This is a genomic window from Billgrantia antri, assembly GCF_017868935.1.
GTDB classification, from domain to species: domain Bacteria; phylum Pseudomonadota; class Gammaproteobacteria; order Pseudomonadales; family Halomonadaceae; genus Halomonas; species Halomonas antri.
Map to the genome: position 1 here is coordinate 4419396 of NZ_CP053383.1, position 14216 is coordinate 4433611.

A 14216-nucleotide genomic window follows, 5' to 3' on the forward strand; every position below is an offset into this window, starting at 1 on the left:
CGCATGCCCTACATTCCGGACAGCTTCACGGCAGGCACCACGCTGGCGCTCTCGGTCGCGCTGACCGCCTACCCGCCGCCCGAGTGGTCGCTGACGCTGCTGCTGCGCGGCCCGGAACAACGTGACCTGACCTCATCGCCTGACGGCACCGTTCATGCTTTTGCTGTTACGGCTGTCGACACCGCCGCCTGGAAGGCTGGCGATTACTGGTACAGCCTGCGTGCCACTGACGGTACCGAGGTGCACGAGCTGGAGACCGGCACGTTCACCGTAGAGCCCGATCTGGCCAGCGTGGCAGAAGGCTTCGATGGTCGCTCCCATGCAGAGAAGGTGCTCGAAGCCATCGAGGCGGTGATTGAAGGCCGGGCCAGCAAGGACCAGGACAGTTACCGCATCAATAACCGTGAGCTGCGCCGTACCCCGATTAGCCAGCTGCTCAAGCTGCGCGACGTTTACCGGCAAGAGGTGAAGCGGGCGAGAGCCGCGAAACGTGGTCGCGACACCCTAGGCCGCCAAGTGCTAGCGAGGTTCGGCCGTGCTTAAACTCTTCCAGCGCCGGCAGGCGGATCCTGTCGCAGAAAAGCCGCGCATGTCCCGCATGCGCCAGATCCCGCGCGCCATTGCCCGCTCGCTGCTGGGGCAAGCCCGTGCCGATCGGCTGTCTGGCGATATGCCCACTGTGCCGGTACCGGCCGACCAGTTCATCGACAAGAACCAGCGCGCCCTGGTGGCTCGCTCTCGCCACCTGGTGCTCACCAATGACTACGCCCGTGGCTTCGTGCGGCAGGTACGCCAGAACGTGGTGGGCCGCCGCGGCATCCAGCTGCAGGCGCAGGCGCGCGACGTAGACGGCACGCTCGACGAGCGCGCCAACGACGCCATCGAGGCGGACTTCGAGAAGTGGTGCGACCGCCGCATCTGCGATGTGAGCGGCCGGCGTTCGTTCCGCCAGCTGATGGCGCGAGCCGCCGAGGATGCCGCGACGAACGGCGAGTTCATGTTCCGTCTGGTCTACGGTCGCGAGCTCAACTCCTGGGGTGTGTCGCTTCAGGTGTTGGATCCGCAGCGCTGCCCGGTCGAGGTCAACGAAGACCGCTTGCCCGGCGGCGAGTTCATCCGTCAGGGCATCAAGTACAGCCGCCTGGGCCGACCGGTCGGCTACCTGTTTGACACCCTGGACCCCAGCGAAGCCGACTATCGCTTCGGTGGCCGCGCCTTCATCGAAGTGCCTGCCGATGAGCTGATCCATGGCTTTCTCGAGGATCTGGTCGGCCAGCGTCGCGGCCTGCCCTGGATGGTCACCGCCGTACTGCGCCTGCACCACTTGGACGGCTTCGAGAAGGCCGCCTTGGTCAACGCCCGCGTCTCCGCTTCCAAGGGCGGCTTCTTCGAGTGGGACGAGGGTATGGGGCCCGCAGATGAAGAAGACGCCGACGAGCCCCTCTACATGGACGCCGAGCCCGGGAGCTACCAGGAGCTGCCCGCCGGCTTGCGATTCAAGGGCTGGGATCCTCAGTTCCCCAGCGGCGAGCTGGCGCCGTTCTCCAAGCAGAGCCTGCGCGGCATCGCCACCGGTCTGGGCGTGGACTACCCGACCCTGGCCAACGACCTCGAGGGCGTTAACTTCTCCAGCCTGCGCCACGGTGTACTGGATTCCCGCGACCATTGGATGGAGCTCCAGGAGTGGCTGATCGAGCAGCTGCTCGAGCCGGTCTTTCAGGCCTGGCTACCCCGCGCCCTGCTCAAGGGCATTCCGGTACCGGGCACCAATGGCGCCACCCTGCGCCCCGAGCGCATCGAGAAGTACCGCGAACACGACTGGCAGGCACGGCGCTGGGATTGGGTCGACCCCGACAAGGACAGCAAGACCGCGGCGCGCGACATCGCCAACAAGATCAAGAGCCCCTCGCAAGTGATCCGTGAGCGAGGCGGTGACCCTCGCACTGTATGGCGCCAGTGGGCGACCGATCGCCAGGCAATGATGGATGCCGGCATTCCCGAGGCGCTGGTCGACGCCACCCTGGGCGATCCCGCCATGAACAGCGGCAGCAGCACGCCTCAGGGCGAAACCGCAGGAGAAACGAGCAATGAAGGATAAGCGCGAGACCCGCGACCGGCTGCACCGGCCCGCAACGCCTCAGCAGTCCGACAAGGCCCGCCAGCTGGAGGGCAGCTTTCAGCGCCGCGGCTTCACTGATGAGCAGCTGCGCAAGTTGAAGACCGATGGTCCGCACTTCACCCGCGACATGGTCGTCGGCGAAGTGCGGACCATCGATGAAGAGAAACGCACGGTCGAGCTGGCGTTTTCCAGCGAGGCCGAGGTGGAGCGGTGGTTCGGCATCGAGGTGCTGGACCACGGCGAAGGCGCCATGCGCACAGATCGCCTTGCCGATGGTGGGGCGGTGCTGGTCAACCATGACTGGGATGACCACGTGGGCGTGGTGGAGTCTGTCACCGTGGGAGCCGACCGGCGGGGCCGGGCGGTGGTGCGCTTCGGGCGAAGCGCACGAGCTTCCGAGGTGTGGCAGGACGTGGTTGACGGCATCCGTCGGCATGTCTCGGTGGGCTATTCGATTTTCAAGGTGGAGGTCGAGGAGCGCGCGGGGCAGGCCGACATGGTGCGCGTCACTGATTGGGAGCCGCACGAGATCAGCATCGTCTCCGTGCCGGCGGATGTTTCGGTGGGCGTGGGGCGCTCGCAGGAACCACCGCTAGCGGAGCCGGGTAAGGGTGGCCCCGATACTGCCAGCAATGACCCTAGCGGCGCTGCTGGCGCATCCCGAACACACCGAAAGGACACCGACATGAACGAGAAGATCCTGCGCGACAAGAAGGGCAACCTGGTCCGCGCCAAGGTCGACGCCGACGGCAACATCGTCGAAGTGCTCGAAATGATCGAGCGAGCAGGCGATGCCCAGGCTCAGGCCCGCGACGCCGGCAAGCAGGCCGAACAGCAGCGGGTGAAAGCCATCATGGACATGGGGCGTCAGTACGAGAACATCGAGTTGGCTACCCGCTTCGTCAGTGAGGGCAAAACTCCCGAGGACTTCCAGCGCTCCCTGCTCGAGGAGATGCACGGCCAGCGTTCCAAGCCGGTCACAGATAACGGCGCCGGTGAGGCTCGCTCGTCCAGCATCGGCATGACCGACAAGGACCTGAAGCGCTACTCCATGATGAACGTGGTGCGGGCGCTGGCTAACCCGAACGATAAGCGCGCCCAGGATGCCGCGGCGTTCGAGCTGGAGCTCTCCCAGGAGGCTGAGCGTCAGTACGGCAAGCAGGCTCGCGGCATCCTGATTCCCGATGATGTGCTCTCCCGTGCATTTAACGCCGGGGGCGCAGCTGACACTCCCGTCGGCTCTCAGACCGGCCAGAACCTGGTCGATACCCAGTACATGGCTGGCAGCTTCATCGAGATGCTGCGCAACCGCACCGCGCTGATGCGCCTGGCCAGCACCATGAGCGGCCTTGTCGGCAACGTGGAGATTCCCAAACAGACCGGCGGCGCCACCGCTTACTGGGTTGGCGAAGGTGTCGACGCCACCGAGGGCACGCCGACAATCGGGCAGCTGACTCTGTCCCCCAAGACCGTCGCGGCCTTCACCGACATCACCCGACGGCTGATGCTCCAGTCCACGCCGGACGCTGAGCGTATCGTGCGCAACGACCTAGCGGCAGCAGTGGCGCTCGCTATCGACCTGGCCGGCTTTTACGGCGCCGGCGGCGACGAGCCTACCGGCATTGCCAATGTCTCCGGCATCAACGCCGTCGATTTCGGCGGCGCCGGAACCGACGATGCCGACGGCCCGGGGAACAGCCTGCCCACCTATGCCGAAGTGGTGAAGATGGAGAGCGAGATTGCCGCCGACAATGCCGACGTCAACTCTATGGCCTACGTCATGGCGTCCGGCATGCGTGGCCACTTCAAGACCACCGAGAGGTTCAGCGGCACCAACGGAAGTCCGATCTGGGAACCGGGCAACACGGTTAACGGCTACCGCACCGAGGTGACTAACCAGATCCAATCGGGCGACCTGTTCTTCGGCAACTTCGCCGACCTGATCATCGGCCTGTGGGGCGGCCTCGATTTGACCGTCGACCCGTATAGCCTGTCGAAATCCGGCGGCACCCGCCTGGTGGTTTTCCAAGATGTCGACATGGTCGTGCGCCGCGTAGAGTCCTTCTGCCTGGGTCGCGACTCAACCTAATCGATAGCCACTGACTGACGGCCCCGCACCCGCGGGGCCGTCACTGCATGAGGATAACCCCATGAGCAAGAAGACCAAGACGCTTGATCTGGAGTGCACCAGCGCCTTCATGGTGAAGGGCGAGATGATCACCCCCAAGAAGACCGTACGCGGCGTGCCTGAGGCTGACGCCCTGAACCTGGTGCGACGTGGCAAGGCCAAGATCGTGGCCGCTGGTCCCGAGGCGGCTGGTGCCTCAGCTGACGAGGCTGAAGCGCCCGCCCTCGAGGAGCTGACTGTCGAGGAGCTCAAGGCCACCGCCAAGGAGTACGAGATCGAAGGTGCGGAAAATATGAAGAAGGCCGAGCTGATCGCCGCCATCGAAGCCGCCGAGGCTGAGGGCGACGAGTAATGCCGGCGCCGGACTGGGAAAACCTCGACGACTTCCTCGACGAAGAGGAATTCGCCACCGCCGCGAGCGTGACTCGGGCGGACGGCACGGTGCTTTCCTTGTCTGGCATCTACGAGGACCAATACCTCGACGCCCAGCTCGGCGAATACCGCATGGACACCGAGCGCCCCCGGCTGTGGTGCAAGCAGGCTGACGTGCCTGGCGTGCAGCGCGGCGACATCTGTACGGTCGATGGCATCACCTATGACGTGATGACCGCCCCCCAGGGTGACGGTACCGGTATGGCCATGCTCGACCTGGCACCGAGGCCCCATGCTTGATTTCGAGATCGAGGCGGGCGACTTGCAGCGCCTCGCCGACGAATTGGGTGCCATGCCCAATGAAGTGCGTGCCGCCTATAACCGAGCCCTGACCCGCACCGCCGCCACGCTGCGTAAGCTCTCCAGCAAAGGCCTGCAGTCACATCTTGGGCTGGCGCGTGCCGCCGCCGTGAGGCGCCGCCTCAAGAGCCTGCGCATTCGGGGTCAGGGTGGCATGGGTAGCGTTCGGCTGTGGTACGGCCTCAATGACCTTCCGGTCAGTGAGTTCCGGGGGCGCACCACGCCACGCAGCGGCGGCGCCGCCTACTCCGGCCCGGCCGGGAGCCATCGTTTTGACCGTGCCTGGATCGGTGCTAGCCGGTACGCCCGCAAGCGCACCATCTTGCAGCGGGTGCGGGAGTCGCGCTACCCGATCCGCGAGGCGCAGCTACCCATCAAGGATAAGGCGGATGTCTTCGTCGAGGATGAAGTGTTCGTGAAGCTCAACGACATCTTCTGGCAGCACTTCAGCCGCGACCTTGAGCGCCGCGTCGATTACATGAGGTCGCGATGAACGCAGACACCGAGATCAGCCTGGACGCTCTGCACCAGGCCATCCTCGATCAGATAGCGGCCGCGTTCCCCGAACTGGCCACCGTGGCTGACTATCCCGATGACCGGCAACGGATCCTGGCCCCGGCGGCGCTTATCGAGCTCACCTCGATGCCGGCCGCGCCCGATGATGACCCCGGTACCGGCCAGCTGGCGCTCGAGCTGCAGTTCGAGCTGCGCTACGTGGTCGGCTTTCGCGGCGACAATCAGGGCCGGTTCATCCGTCGCAACACGGCCGCGCTAGCGCATTTCATTCAGCACAACCAATGGGAGCTGCCAGTCGAGCCTGCCCGCGTGCTGGTGTGCGAGCCCGATGTTTTCTCGCCGGAACTGGACCAGTACCACGTGTGGCGCATCGAATGGGCCCAGGTGGTGCACATCGGCGCCAATGAGTGGATCGATGATGGCGAGACGCCCACCGAGGTGTGGGTCGGCGTGTCACCGTTGATCGGCCCAGAGAACGAAGAGTTCTACACCCGGCAAGATGGCGGCCAGTACGAGGAGGGCGGTACGTGAACCAGGCCTATCGGCTGGGCGAGCTGGAACGGCGCCTCAACGGCATGGTCATGGTCGGCACCATCCTCGCCGTCGATCACGCCTCCCGCAAGTTGCGCGTTCAGGTGGGGGAGATCCGCACCGCCTGGCTGGCGTGGCCGGTCGAGATGGGTCGCAACTTCCGGCGCTGGCGCCCGCTGCGCGAAGGGCAGCAGGTGGTGCTTGTCAGCCCCTCCGGTGACCCTTCCCAGGCCGTGATTGCCGGCATGCTCTACAGCTCGGCGCTGTCGGCCCCTTCGGACAATCCCGACCTCGACCTGGTCGAGTTCGAAGACGGCGCCCGCTTCCAGTACGACAGCGCCACGCACGAGTACATCGGCGAGACCGGCGGCAGCCGCATCACCATGGACCGCGACCGTATCCTGCTCTCCAGCAACGGCAGCACCCTCGAGCTGGATAGCGCAGGGATCCGCCTCAACGGTGCCCGCATCGATCTCAACTAGGAGCCAGCCATGCCCGCTGTGACACGACTCGGCGATAGCTGCACCGGCCACGGCTCCTATCCGCCAAGGGCCAGCACCGGTGGCAGCGGTGATGTCTTCGCCAATGGCATCGCCGTGCACCGCCAAGGCGACGCCTGGGCCACTCACTGCAATAGCACGCCCACCTGCCATGGAGGCAGCCTGGCTAGCGGATCCTCCACCGTCTACGCCAATGGCCAGCAGCTCGGCCGCATCGGCGATCCGGTCGATTGCGGCTCCAGCGTCGCGGCCGGTAGCGCCGACGTTTTCGCAGGCTGAACCAGAACCACCGCCAGCGGAGCACCCTCCAGCGCTGGCGCATCCTCACAGCCATGAACGGCATGAATGCGCAGACCGGGCGTCCCCTCTCCGGCATCGACCACCTGCGGCAGTCGCTGCACGACATCCTGACCACGCCGATCGGCACCAGGGTGATGCGCCGCGACTACGGCTCACGACTGTATGAGCTGGTCGATGCTCCGGTGAACAACGCCACGCTCGTTGAGCTCTACGCCGCCACTGCCGAGGCGGTGGCCCGCTGGGAGCCGCGGTTCAAGCTCACCCGGGTGCGTGTAGACAGTGCAGCCCCGGGCGCGGTCACGCTGAATCTCGAAGGCGAGTACGTGCCCACCGGGCAAACCATCAATCTTGACGGCATCGAGGTGAGCTGATGGCAGGCACCATCAACCTGGCACAATTACCGGCGCCAGATGTCGTCGAGCCCCTCGACTACGAGACCATCCTCGCAGAGCGCAAGGCAGCGTTGCTCGACCTGGTGCCGGCCAGCCAGCGCGGCGAGGTCGAGGCCACCCTGCAGCTGGAGAGCGAACCGCTGACCAAGCTGCTCGAGGAATCGGCCTATCGAGAGCTCCACTGGCGGCAGCGCGTCAACGAGGCTGCCAAGGCCGTCATGCTCGCCTACAGCAACGACGAGGATCTCGACAACCTGGTCGCCAACTTTGAAGTCGAACGGCTGATGATCGACCCCGGCGACCCCACCGCCACGCCGCCGGTACCGCCCACCTACGAGAGCAACGACGATCTTCGCCTGCGCGCACAGCAGGCGTGGGAAGGGCTCAGCGTCGCCGGCCCGCGCGGTGCCTACGTGTTCCATGCCCGCTCAGCCGACGGCCGCGTCGCCGATGCCACCGCCATCAGCCCCGCGCCCACCGAAGCGCTGGTGACCCTGCTCAGCACCGAGGGCGATGGCACCGCCAGCCAGGAGTTGCTCGACAACGTCGACGCCGCGCTCAGTGCCGAGGACGTCCGCCCACTTGGCGACCGACTCACCGTGCAGTCGGCCACCATCGTCGAGTACAGCGTCGACGCCACGCTCTACGTCTACCCCGGGCCGGAACAAGAGCCGATCCTCGAGGCCGCCGAGGCCTCGCTGCAGCGCTACATCACCGCCCAGCGCCGCATCGGGCGAGACATCCGCCGCTCGGCGCTGTTCGCCGTCCTGCATGTCGAAGGCGTCCAGCGCGTAGAGCTCACCGCGCCCGCCGCCGACGTGGTGCTCGACGAGACCCAGGCCGCCCACTGCACCGGTGCCACTGTCGTGATCGGGGGCAGCGATGAGTAACACGCCCATGCTGCCGCCCAATGCCACGCCGCTCGAGCGCGCCGCCGCCGATTCGCTGGCCGAGATCCAGCGCGTGCCGGTGCTGCTGCGGCAGCTCTGGAACCCCTACACCTGCCCCGCGAAGCTGCTGCCCTATCTCGCCTGGGCATTCAGCGTCGACCGCTGGGATCCGGCATGGAGCGACGCCGCCAAGCGGGAGGTGATCGCCACTTCGTTCTACGTGCACCGCAAGAAGGGAACGATCAGCGCCCTGCGCCGCGTCGTCGAACCGCTCGGCTATCTGCTCGAGGTGACCGAGTGGTGGCAGACCGACCCGATGGGCACGCCCGGCACCTTCGCGCTCAAGATCGGCGTGCTCGACACCGGCATCACCGATGCCATGTACACCGAGCTCGAGCGACTGATCGACGACGCCAAGCCGCTCACGCGCCACATCACCGGGCTGGACCTCGCCGGCGAGAGCAAGGGCATCGTCTACCTGGGCGCCGCGACCTACGACGGCGACGTTACCGCCGTGCTGCCGTTCGTCGCCGGTGAAAGCGAGGTGACCGGCCTGTTCTATCTCGGCGTCGCCACCGACAGCACCGACACCACCACCGTCTACCCGCAGCCCTGAATCTGATAGGAGACCCACATGCCCCAGTTTTACACGCTGCTCACGGATGTCGGACAGGCCAAGCTGGCCAATGCCGTCGCCCTGGGGCAGACCATCCAGATCACCGAGCTGGCCGTCGGCGACGGCGGCGGCAGCCTGCCCACACCCGACAGCAGCGCCACAGCGCTGGTCAACGAGGTGCGCCGCGCCGCGATCAACACCAGCCACACCGACCCCGATAATCCCTCCTGGATCGTGGTCGAGCAGGTGCTCCCGCCTGACGTCGGCGGCTGGACGATTCGCGAGATCGGGATCTATGACGTCGACGGCGACCTGATCGGCATCGGCAACTACCCCGAGACCTACAAGCCGGTGCTGTCAGAGGGCTCGAGCCGCACCCAGACCGTGCGTTTTGTGCTCGAAGTGAGCGACACCGCCGCAGTCACGCTCAAGGTGGATCCGAGCGTTGTGCTCGCAACGCGGAAGTATGTCGACACCCAGCGCGCCGAGCACGAACAGGACACCGAGGCCCACGCCGACAATCAGATTGTCATTAGCGAAGTGATTCCGCAGGCGCCCAACGCTACAAATGTTGCCGCCGCCCTGGCTGCCCTAGCCGCCTTTGCTGGCGACGGTTATCAGAACATGGCCGTGTTTAATGCCGCCGGGATCACTGACTGGCCCGTTCCTCAAGAGCTCAAGGATGGGCATCGCAAAGCGCATGTGACTGTGACAGGTGCCGGTGGAAGGTCGGGCGTGACGAACACCAGCCCCGGCCGAGGCGGCGGAGGGGGAGGTGGTGGTACGGCGATAGGCTTGGTCGACTTGTCTGGAATGGCAACTGTTGCTGTCACTGTAGGCAGCGGCGGGGCTACAGATAAAAGCTCGTCCTTTGGGACGTTTATGAGCGCAACAGGTGGTGAGGGAGGCGGCGACTATACGGGTGGTACGGCGCCTGGTGGTTTCGGAGGTCAAGGGACTGGTGGAAGCATCAACCTGAGCGGCACCGATGGGTCGGATGGCCCCTACTCAAACGGCAATCCGACGGGCGGCTCAGGAGATGGTGGGTCTGCAATGTTTGGTGGGGCTACGCGATCAGTGTCTTACGGGAATACGGGGATAACACCCACCACCCCTGGCGCAGGGGCAGGAGGCGCAGGCACAAGCTCGCCGAGGGCTGACGGCGCGCCCGGAATCGTAATCGTGAGGTGGTAATCATGTGGGCACGAATTCATAACGGCGCCGTGGCCGAACTCACGGACATCGACCCCAAAGGGCGTTTTCACCCATCGATAAAGTGGGAGTCCGCTGACGCTTCTGTTTCGATAGGCTATTTCTTTGACGGCAACGTCTACAACAAGCCTGAAGTCCCCCTCGCCGATCTAGTCGTTGAGAAGCTCACCGAGCTCGAACAAGCCCTCTCCTCGGCCCTCGATATCGGTATGCCCTACATCATGACCGATGGGACGGAAGAGGTTGTGCAGACCCGTCCCGAAGACGAGCCCAACCTGCTCGGTCTTGCGATCGAGGCGCGGGATCTGCGCGACGCCGGCGAGACCAGCGCCGTGCAGCAACTACGCGTGAAATCGAACAAGGTCTACGAGCTAACGCCTCTGGAGATGATCGAGGTGACCGACGCGGCCAAGCTTCACAAGAAGCAGCTGCTGGGCCAGTCCTGGGCTTTGAAAGACCAGGTGCGTGGCATCGTCGCCGACGAGGCGCTGACTGATGAGGAGAAGCGTGCGGCGATCGAGGAAATAAACTGGTAGAGCTTTGTAGTAATTTTGCGCTAGCGACAGTATATATCTATGTAAGCGTAACAATGGCCCGCCGCTCGGTGGGCCTTTTCTCGTCTCCTAGTGCCCATGTCGGCTAAACCGTGAGAGCACCTCTTACACTCTTCTAACCAAGTGCCCAGCAGAGCCGTTAAAAGAACAACCAAGGTTCAGTGTTTGGATGCCTTTAAGAGAGACGGTGATAATAGATCAGCAGTAAGAACGAAGCCCCGGTCGTGGGGACCAGGGCTTCGAAGTCTCAGGCGTTAGCGCGCCGTCAACGTGAGGTAACTACATGCAGCATCGTAAACCAGTGCGAGCATCAATCCAATGGATCATGCTTAAGCTCGACATTCCCGCGCCGCCCTTCGTACAGCACTGTCTGGGGATTCTCGTCCTGATGATCGGCTTGGGAATTCTGCTCTGGCTGGGCCAGCCGGTCATTCTAGCCATGCTTTAAGCTCTAGCTACTGAGCCAGCCCGCCACCCGGCGGGCTTTTCACTCCTTTCATTCATCGGCCGACCCCCTCTCTCCCCGTCCCGGTCTACACTCCCCTCATGTGTGGACGATTCGCTGCTTTCAACGCCTATCCCAAGCTGGCCCGCCGAGCCGGCGTCGTCGTGGTCGAGGAAACTCCACCGCGCTACAACGTCGCGCCCGGCACCTGGATAGCCGGGATCCGACAGACGGCCCATGACCAGCCTCCAGAACAGCTCGAGCTGTGGTGGGGCTACCATCCTGCCTGGGCGGAAGCCAAGGCCAGCAAGCCGATCAACGCCAGGTCCGAGACGGTGGCCACCAGCCGGTACTTCAAGGGCTCCTTTCAGAAGCGCCGCTGCATCGTGCCGGCGGACGGCTGGTTCGAGTGGGTCGCTACCGAAACGGGCAAGCAACCGCACTACCTCACGCGCATCGATCGCGAGCCGTTGGCCTTCGCAGCGATCTACACCGAGCGCGCCGACGGCAGCCCCGGCTGTGCCATCCTTACCGAACCCGCCCGGGGCAGCGCCGTCGAAGTCCATGACCGAATGCCGGTGATTCTCGACGATGCGAGCCTGCTGCCTTGGCTCGATCCTGACCTGACAGACCGCGAGACGATCCGCAGCGTTGTGCACCACCTCGACGCCTCGCTGCTCGAGCACTGGCCGGTCAGCCGAGCCGTCAACAAGCCCCAGGAAGGCCAGGGTGGGGAGTTGCTCAACCCGGCTTAGAGCGCGGCCTTACTTGCCATGCCAAAGCCCACCGCCCGGTGGGCTTCTGCGTTTTTAGGAACCACCGCCAGCGGAGCCCCTCCCGCGCGAGCGCCATGCTGTGCCTACCGTCCGGAACACTACCTGATCAGGCGAGAGGCAAACCGCAATGGCGAAATTCCTGCACGGGGTCGAGGTTCTCGAAATCGATACCGGCCCCCGGCCCATCCAGACCGTGCGCTCGGGCGTGATCGGCATCGTCGGGACCGCCCCCGATGCCGAAGGCGCCACGGCGGCCACGCTCACGCTGGGCAACGCTCCGGCGAATACCGGCATTCTCTATACCGCAGTCGAGGCCGGTACCGCCGGCAACAACGTGCGGGTTCGCTACCTCGACCCTGGCTCGGCATCCGCCACGCTGGCCGTTACCGTCGAAGGCAACGACATCTCCATTGCCCTGGCTACTGATGTCGAAGGGGCGGTTTCCAGCACGGCCGCCGACATCGTCACTGCGGTCAACGGATCTGCCGAGGCTAGCGCCCTGGTCACAGCTGCCGCAGTGGAGGGCAGCGACGGTACCGGACTGGCGCGGGCGCGTGGCTTCCAGTCGCTCAGTGGTGGCGCAGCCGAGCCGTTCCCGCTCAACCGTCCGACCTTGGTGGCTGGTTCGCGTACCGAGGCGGCACGCCTGGGCACGTCCGGCACTCTGCCTGCTGCTATGGATGGCATATTCGACCAGGTCGGTGCTGTGGTCATTGTCGTGCGCGTGGAGGACGGCGCGGACGACCAGGCGACCATGGCCAACGTCATCGGTGGCGTGAACGCCACGACTGGCGACCTCGAGGGCGTGCATGCCCTGGCTGGCGCCGAGAGCGTGGTCGGCTTCTCGCCGCGCATCCTCTGTGTGCCGGGCTACACCCACCAGCGCGATAGCGGCCTGCGTAATGCCGTGGTAGCCGAGCTGCTGGGCATCGCCGAGCGCCTGCGTGCGGTGATCGTCGCCGACGGTCCCAACACCACCGATGACGAAGCTCAGCAGTATGCCAACGACTGGGGCAGCGCCCGCGTCTACCTGGTGGATCCCTGGGTGCAGGTGATGCAGAGCGACGGCAGTTACAAGAGCGAGCCGCCCAGCGCCCGCGTGGCCGGCATCATCGCCAAGATTGATAACGACCTCGGCTTCTGGTGGTCGCCCTCCAACAAGCCGGTCAATGGCATCGTCGGCACCTCCCGGCCGGTGGACTTCAAGCTGGGCGATGCGAACAGCCGCGCCAACCTCCTCAACGAAGGCGGCATCGCCACCATCATCCGCCAGGACGGCTACCGCTTGTGGGGCAACCGCTCGCTGACTGACGACACCAAGTGGCACTTCCTCTCGGTGCGCCGCACGGCGGACATGATCAACGACAGCATCCAGCGCGCTCACCTGTGGGCGGTGGACCGCAACATCACCAAGACCTACGTCGAGGATGTGACCGAAGGCGTCAACGCCTACATCTCCGGCCTGGTGGCCGAGGGCGCGCTGCTGGGCGGGCGCTGCTGGCCGGATCCCGACCTGAACACGCCCGCCAACATCCAGCTGGGCAAGGTGTACTTCAACTTCGAGTTCACACCGCCCTATCCGGCTGAGCACATCACCTTCCGGAGCATGCTGGTCAATGACTACATCGAGGAGGTGTTCGCGTAATGGCCGCTCGCAACATCATCAAGAACATGACCGTATCGGTCGATGGCCGCGGCTATGCCGGACAGGTCATGGAATACACGCCCCCGGTGCTTACGCTGCTCACCGAGGAGCATCGCGCCGGCGGCATGGATGCGCCGGTCACGCTCGACATGGGCATGGAGGCGCTCGAAACCAGCTTCGTGCTGCGCTCCTACGATCGTGAAGTGCTGCGCCAGTTCGGCGTCTCCGAGGGCAACAGCGTGCCTTTCGTCGGTCGTGGTGCCATGCAGTCCTATGACGGCACCGTCCGGCCAACCATCCACACCATGCGCGGGAAGATCACCAGCATCGACCGCGGCACCTGGCAGCCAGGCACTCCCGCCAGCATGACCGTGACCATGCGCCTCGACTACTACCGCGAAGATCACGACGGAGTGCGGGTGCACGAGATCGACGTCGAGAAGATGGTGCGCGTAGTCGATGGCGTCGACCTGATGGCCGACATTCGCCAAGCGCTGGGTATCTGATCGCGGCGGCAGTCCTTGGCCGGCCCCGTGCCGGCCCTTTTTCCATTTGAGCGGAACACCCCATGAGCAAAGAGACTCCCGATTACCTCAGCTACGACGAGCAGGGTCACTGCGACATCACGCTGGCGCGCCCCATCACGCTCGACAACGGCGTCACGCAGGGCACGCTGCGCATGCGCGAACCCACCGTCGAGGACCAGATCGTTCACGACGAGATGAAGGGCAGCGACGCGGTGCGCGAAGTGACCATGTTCGCCAATCTCTGCGAAGTCGCGCCTTCCGACATCCGCAAGCTGAACCTCAAGAGCTACAAGCGCCTCCAGGAGGCCTACGGCGGTTTTTTGGACTGACCGG

The 14216-nt window shown here is 64.9% G+C and carries 19 protein-coding genes; all 19 read left to right on the forward strand.

What is annotated here, in order from left to right:
* Positions 1–3: 3 nt before the first annotated feature.
* Complete coding sequence (locus tag HNO53_RS20690; protein WP_209474850.1) at positions 4–543, forward strand: hypothetical protein; 540 nt, start codon at positions 4–6, stop codon at positions 541–543.
* Complete coding sequence (locus HNO53_RS20695; protein ID WP_209474852.1) at positions 536–2098, forward strand: phage portal protein; 1563 nt, start codon at positions 536–538, stop codon at positions 2096–2098. Before HNO53_RS20690 ends, HNO53_RS20695 begins: the two co-directional genes overlap by 8 nt.
* The gene (locus tag HNO53_RS20700) at positions 2088–4208 is read left to right on the forward strand and encodes a phage major capsid protein (RefSeq protein ID WP_209474854.1); all 2121 of its coding nucleotides are present in this window, start codon (positions 2088–2090) and stop codon (positions 4206–4208) included. Before HNO53_RS20695 ends, HNO53_RS20700 begins: the two co-directional genes overlap by 11 nt.
* 61 nt (positions 4209–4269) lie before the next feature.
* Positions 4270–4599: a Rho termination factor N-terminal domain-containing protein gene (locus tag HNO53_RS20705; protein ID WP_209474856.1), complete on the forward strand. Its 330-nt coding sequence runs from the start codon at positions 4270–4272 to the stop codon at positions 4597–4599.
* Positions 4599–4919: a head-tail joining protein gene (locus tag HNO53_RS20710; RefSeq protein ID WP_209474858.1), complete on the forward strand. Its 321-nt coding sequence runs from the start codon at positions 4599–4601 to the stop codon at positions 4917–4919. Before HNO53_RS20705 ends, HNO53_RS20710 begins: the two co-directional genes overlap by 1 nt.
* The gene (locus HNO53_RS20715; RefSeq protein WP_209474860.1) at positions 4912–5472 is read left to right on the forward strand and encodes a hypothetical protein; all 561 of its coding nucleotides are present in this window, start codon (positions 4912–4914) and stop codon (positions 5470–5472) included. The genes HNO53_RS20710 and HNO53_RS20715 overlap by 8 nt, the downstream gene beginning before the upstream one ends.
* On the forward strand, positions 5469–6026 hold the full coding sequence (locus HNO53_RS20720) for a hypothetical protein (RefSeq protein ID WP_209474862.1): 558 nt from the start codon (positions 5469–5471) through the stop codon (positions 6024–6026). Before HNO53_RS20715 ends, HNO53_RS20720 begins: the two co-directional genes overlap by 4 nt.
* Positions 6023–6508, forward strand: a complete 486-nt coding sequence (locus HNO53_RS20725) for a phage baseplate assembly protein V (protein WP_209474864.1) — start codon at positions 6023–6025, stop codon at positions 6506–6508. Before HNO53_RS20720 ends, HNO53_RS20725 begins: the two co-directional genes overlap by 4 nt.
* A 9-nt stretch (positions 6509–6517) precedes the next feature.
* Positions 6518–6805, forward strand: coding sequence for a PAAR domain-containing protein (locus HNO53_RS20730; protein ID WP_209474866.1), 288 nt, complete (start codon positions 6518–6520; stop codon positions 6803–6805).
* Positions 6806–6867: 62 nt separating this feature from the next.
* The gene (locus HNO53_RS20735) at positions 6868–7197 is read left to right on the forward strand and encodes a GPW/gp25 family protein (protein ID WP_242597486.1); all 330 of its coding nucleotides are present in this window, start codon (positions 6868–6870) and stop codon (positions 7195–7197) included.
* Positions 7197–8108: a baseplate assembly protein gene (locus HNO53_RS20740; protein ID WP_209474870.1), complete on the forward strand. Its 912-nt coding sequence runs from the start codon at positions 7197–7199 to the stop codon at positions 8106–8108. The genes HNO53_RS20735 and HNO53_RS20740 overlap by 1 nt, the downstream gene beginning before the upstream one ends.
* Positions 8101–8724, forward strand: coding sequence for a phage tail protein I (locus tag HNO53_RS20745; RefSeq protein ID WP_209474872.1), 624 nt, complete (start codon positions 8101–8103; stop codon positions 8722–8724). The genes HNO53_RS20740 and HNO53_RS20745 overlap by 8 nt, the downstream gene beginning before the upstream one ends.
* Positions 8725–8742: 18 nt before the next feature.
* A complete protein-coding gene (locus HNO53_RS20750) occupies positions 8743–9918 on the forward strand; it encodes a phage tail protein (RefSeq protein ID WP_209474874.1) in 1176 nt (391 codons plus the stop codon).
* A 2-nt stretch (positions 9919–9920) separates the two neighbouring features.
* Positions 9921–10472: a DUF4376 domain-containing protein gene (locus HNO53_RS20755; RefSeq protein WP_209474876.1), complete on the forward strand. Its 552-nt coding sequence runs from the start codon at positions 9921–9923 to the stop codon at positions 10470–10472.
* Between the two features lie 301 nt (positions 10473–10773).
* Positions 10774–10938 (forward strand): hypothetical protein, encoded by a 165-nt coding sequence (locus HNO53_RS20760; RefSeq protein ID WP_209474878.1) that lies wholly within the window; start codon positions 10774–10776, stop codon positions 10936–10938.
* A 98-nt stretch (positions 10939–11036) separates the two neighbouring features.
* The gene (locus tag HNO53_RS20765; RefSeq protein ID WP_209474880.1) at positions 11037–11690 is read left to right on the forward strand and encodes an SOS response-associated peptidase; all 654 of its coding nucleotides are present in this window, start codon (positions 11037–11039) and stop codon (positions 11688–11690) included.
* A 148-nt stretch (positions 11691–11838) separates the two neighbouring features.
* On the forward strand, positions 11839–13356 hold the full coding sequence (locus tag HNO53_RS20770; RefSeq protein ID WP_209474882.1) for a phage tail sheath subtilisin-like domain-containing protein: 1518 nt from the start codon (positions 11839–11841) through the stop codon (positions 13354–13356).
* Positions 13356–13862, forward strand: coding sequence for a phage major tail tube protein (locus HNO53_RS20775; RefSeq protein WP_209474884.1), 507 nt, complete (start codon positions 13356–13358; stop codon positions 13860–13862). The genes HNO53_RS20770 and HNO53_RS20775 overlap by 1 nt, the downstream gene beginning before the upstream one ends.
* A gap of 62 nt (positions 13863–13924) precedes the next feature.
* A complete protein-coding gene (locus HNO53_RS20780) occupies positions 13925–14212 on the forward strand; it encodes a phage tail assembly protein (RefSeq protein WP_209474886.1) in 288 nt (95 codons plus the stop codon).
* Positions 14213–14216 lie beyond the last annotated feature (4 nt).

What these genes read in the sequence shown, in the direction of transcription:
- HNO53_RS20690 (WP_209474850.1), top strand. Translation starts at nt 4, where the DNA reads ATGCCCTACATTCCGGACAGCTTCACGGCAGGCACCACGCTGGCGCTC.
- HNO53_RS20700 (WP_209474854.1), top strand. Translation starts at nt 2,088, where the DNA reads ATGAAGGATAAGCGCGAGACCCGCGACCGGCTGCACCGGCCCGCAACG.
- HNO53_RS20705 (WP_209474856.1), top strand. Translation starts at nt 4,270, where the DNA reads ATGAGCAAGAAGACCAAGACGCTTGATCTGGAGTGCACCAGCGCCTTC.
- HNO53_RS20710 (WP_209474858.1), top strand. Translation starts at nt 4,599, where the DNA reads ATGCCGGCGCCGGACTGGGAAAACCTCGACGACTTCCTCGACGAAGAG.
- HNO53_RS20715 (WP_209474860.1), top strand. Translation starts at nt 4,912, where the DNA reads ATGCTTGATTTCGAGATCGAGGCGGGCGACTTGCAGCGCCTCGCCGAC.
- HNO53_RS20720 (WP_209474862.1), top strand. Translation starts at nt 5,469, where the DNA reads ATGAACGCAGACACCGAGATCAGCCTGGACGCTCTGCACCAGGCCATC.
- HNO53_RS20730 (WP_209474866.1), top strand. Translation starts at nt 6,518, where the DNA reads ATGCCCGCTGTGACACGACTCGGCGATAGCTGCACCGGCCACGGCTCC.
- HNO53_RS20735 (WP_242597486.1), top strand. Translation starts at nt 6,868, where the DNA reads ATGAATGCGCAGACCGGGCGTCCCCTCTCCGGCATCGACCACCTGCGG.
- HNO53_RS20740 (WP_209474870.1), top strand. Translation starts at nt 7,197, where the DNA reads ATGGCAGGCACCATCAACCTGGCACAATTACCGGCGCCAGATGTCGTC.
- HNO53_RS20745 (WP_209474872.1), top strand. Translation starts at nt 8,101, where the DNA reads ATGAGTAACACGCCCATGCTGCCGCCCAATGCCACGCCGCTCGAGCGC.
- HNO53_RS20750 (WP_209474874.1), top strand. Translation starts at nt 8,743, where the DNA reads ATGCCCCAGTTTTACACGCTGCTCACGGATGTCGGACAGGCCAAGCTG.
- HNO53_RS20755 (WP_209474876.1), top strand. Translation starts at nt 9,921, where the DNA reads ATGTGGGCACGAATTCATAACGGCGCCGTGGCCGAACTCACGGACATC.
- HNO53_RS20760 (WP_209474878.1), top strand. Translation starts at nt 10,774, where the DNA reads ATGCAGCATCGTAAACCAGTGCGAGCATCAATCCAATGGATCATGCTT.
- HNO53_RS20765 (WP_209474880.1), top strand. Translation starts at nt 11,037, where the DNA reads ATGTGTGGACGATTCGCTGCTTTCAACGCCTATCCCAAGCTGGCCCGC.
- HNO53_RS20770 (WP_209474882.1), top strand. Translation starts at nt 11,839, where the DNA reads ATGGCGAAATTCCTGCACGGGGTCGAGGTTCTCGAAATCGATACCGGC.
- HNO53_RS20775 (WP_209474884.1), top strand. Translation starts at nt 13,356, where the DNA reads ATGGCCGCTCGCAACATCATCAAGAACATGACCGTATCGGTCGATGGC.
- HNO53_RS20780 (WP_209474886.1), top strand. Translation starts at nt 13,925, where the DNA reads ATGAGCAAAGAGACTCCCGATTACCTCAGCTACGACGAGCAGGGTCAC.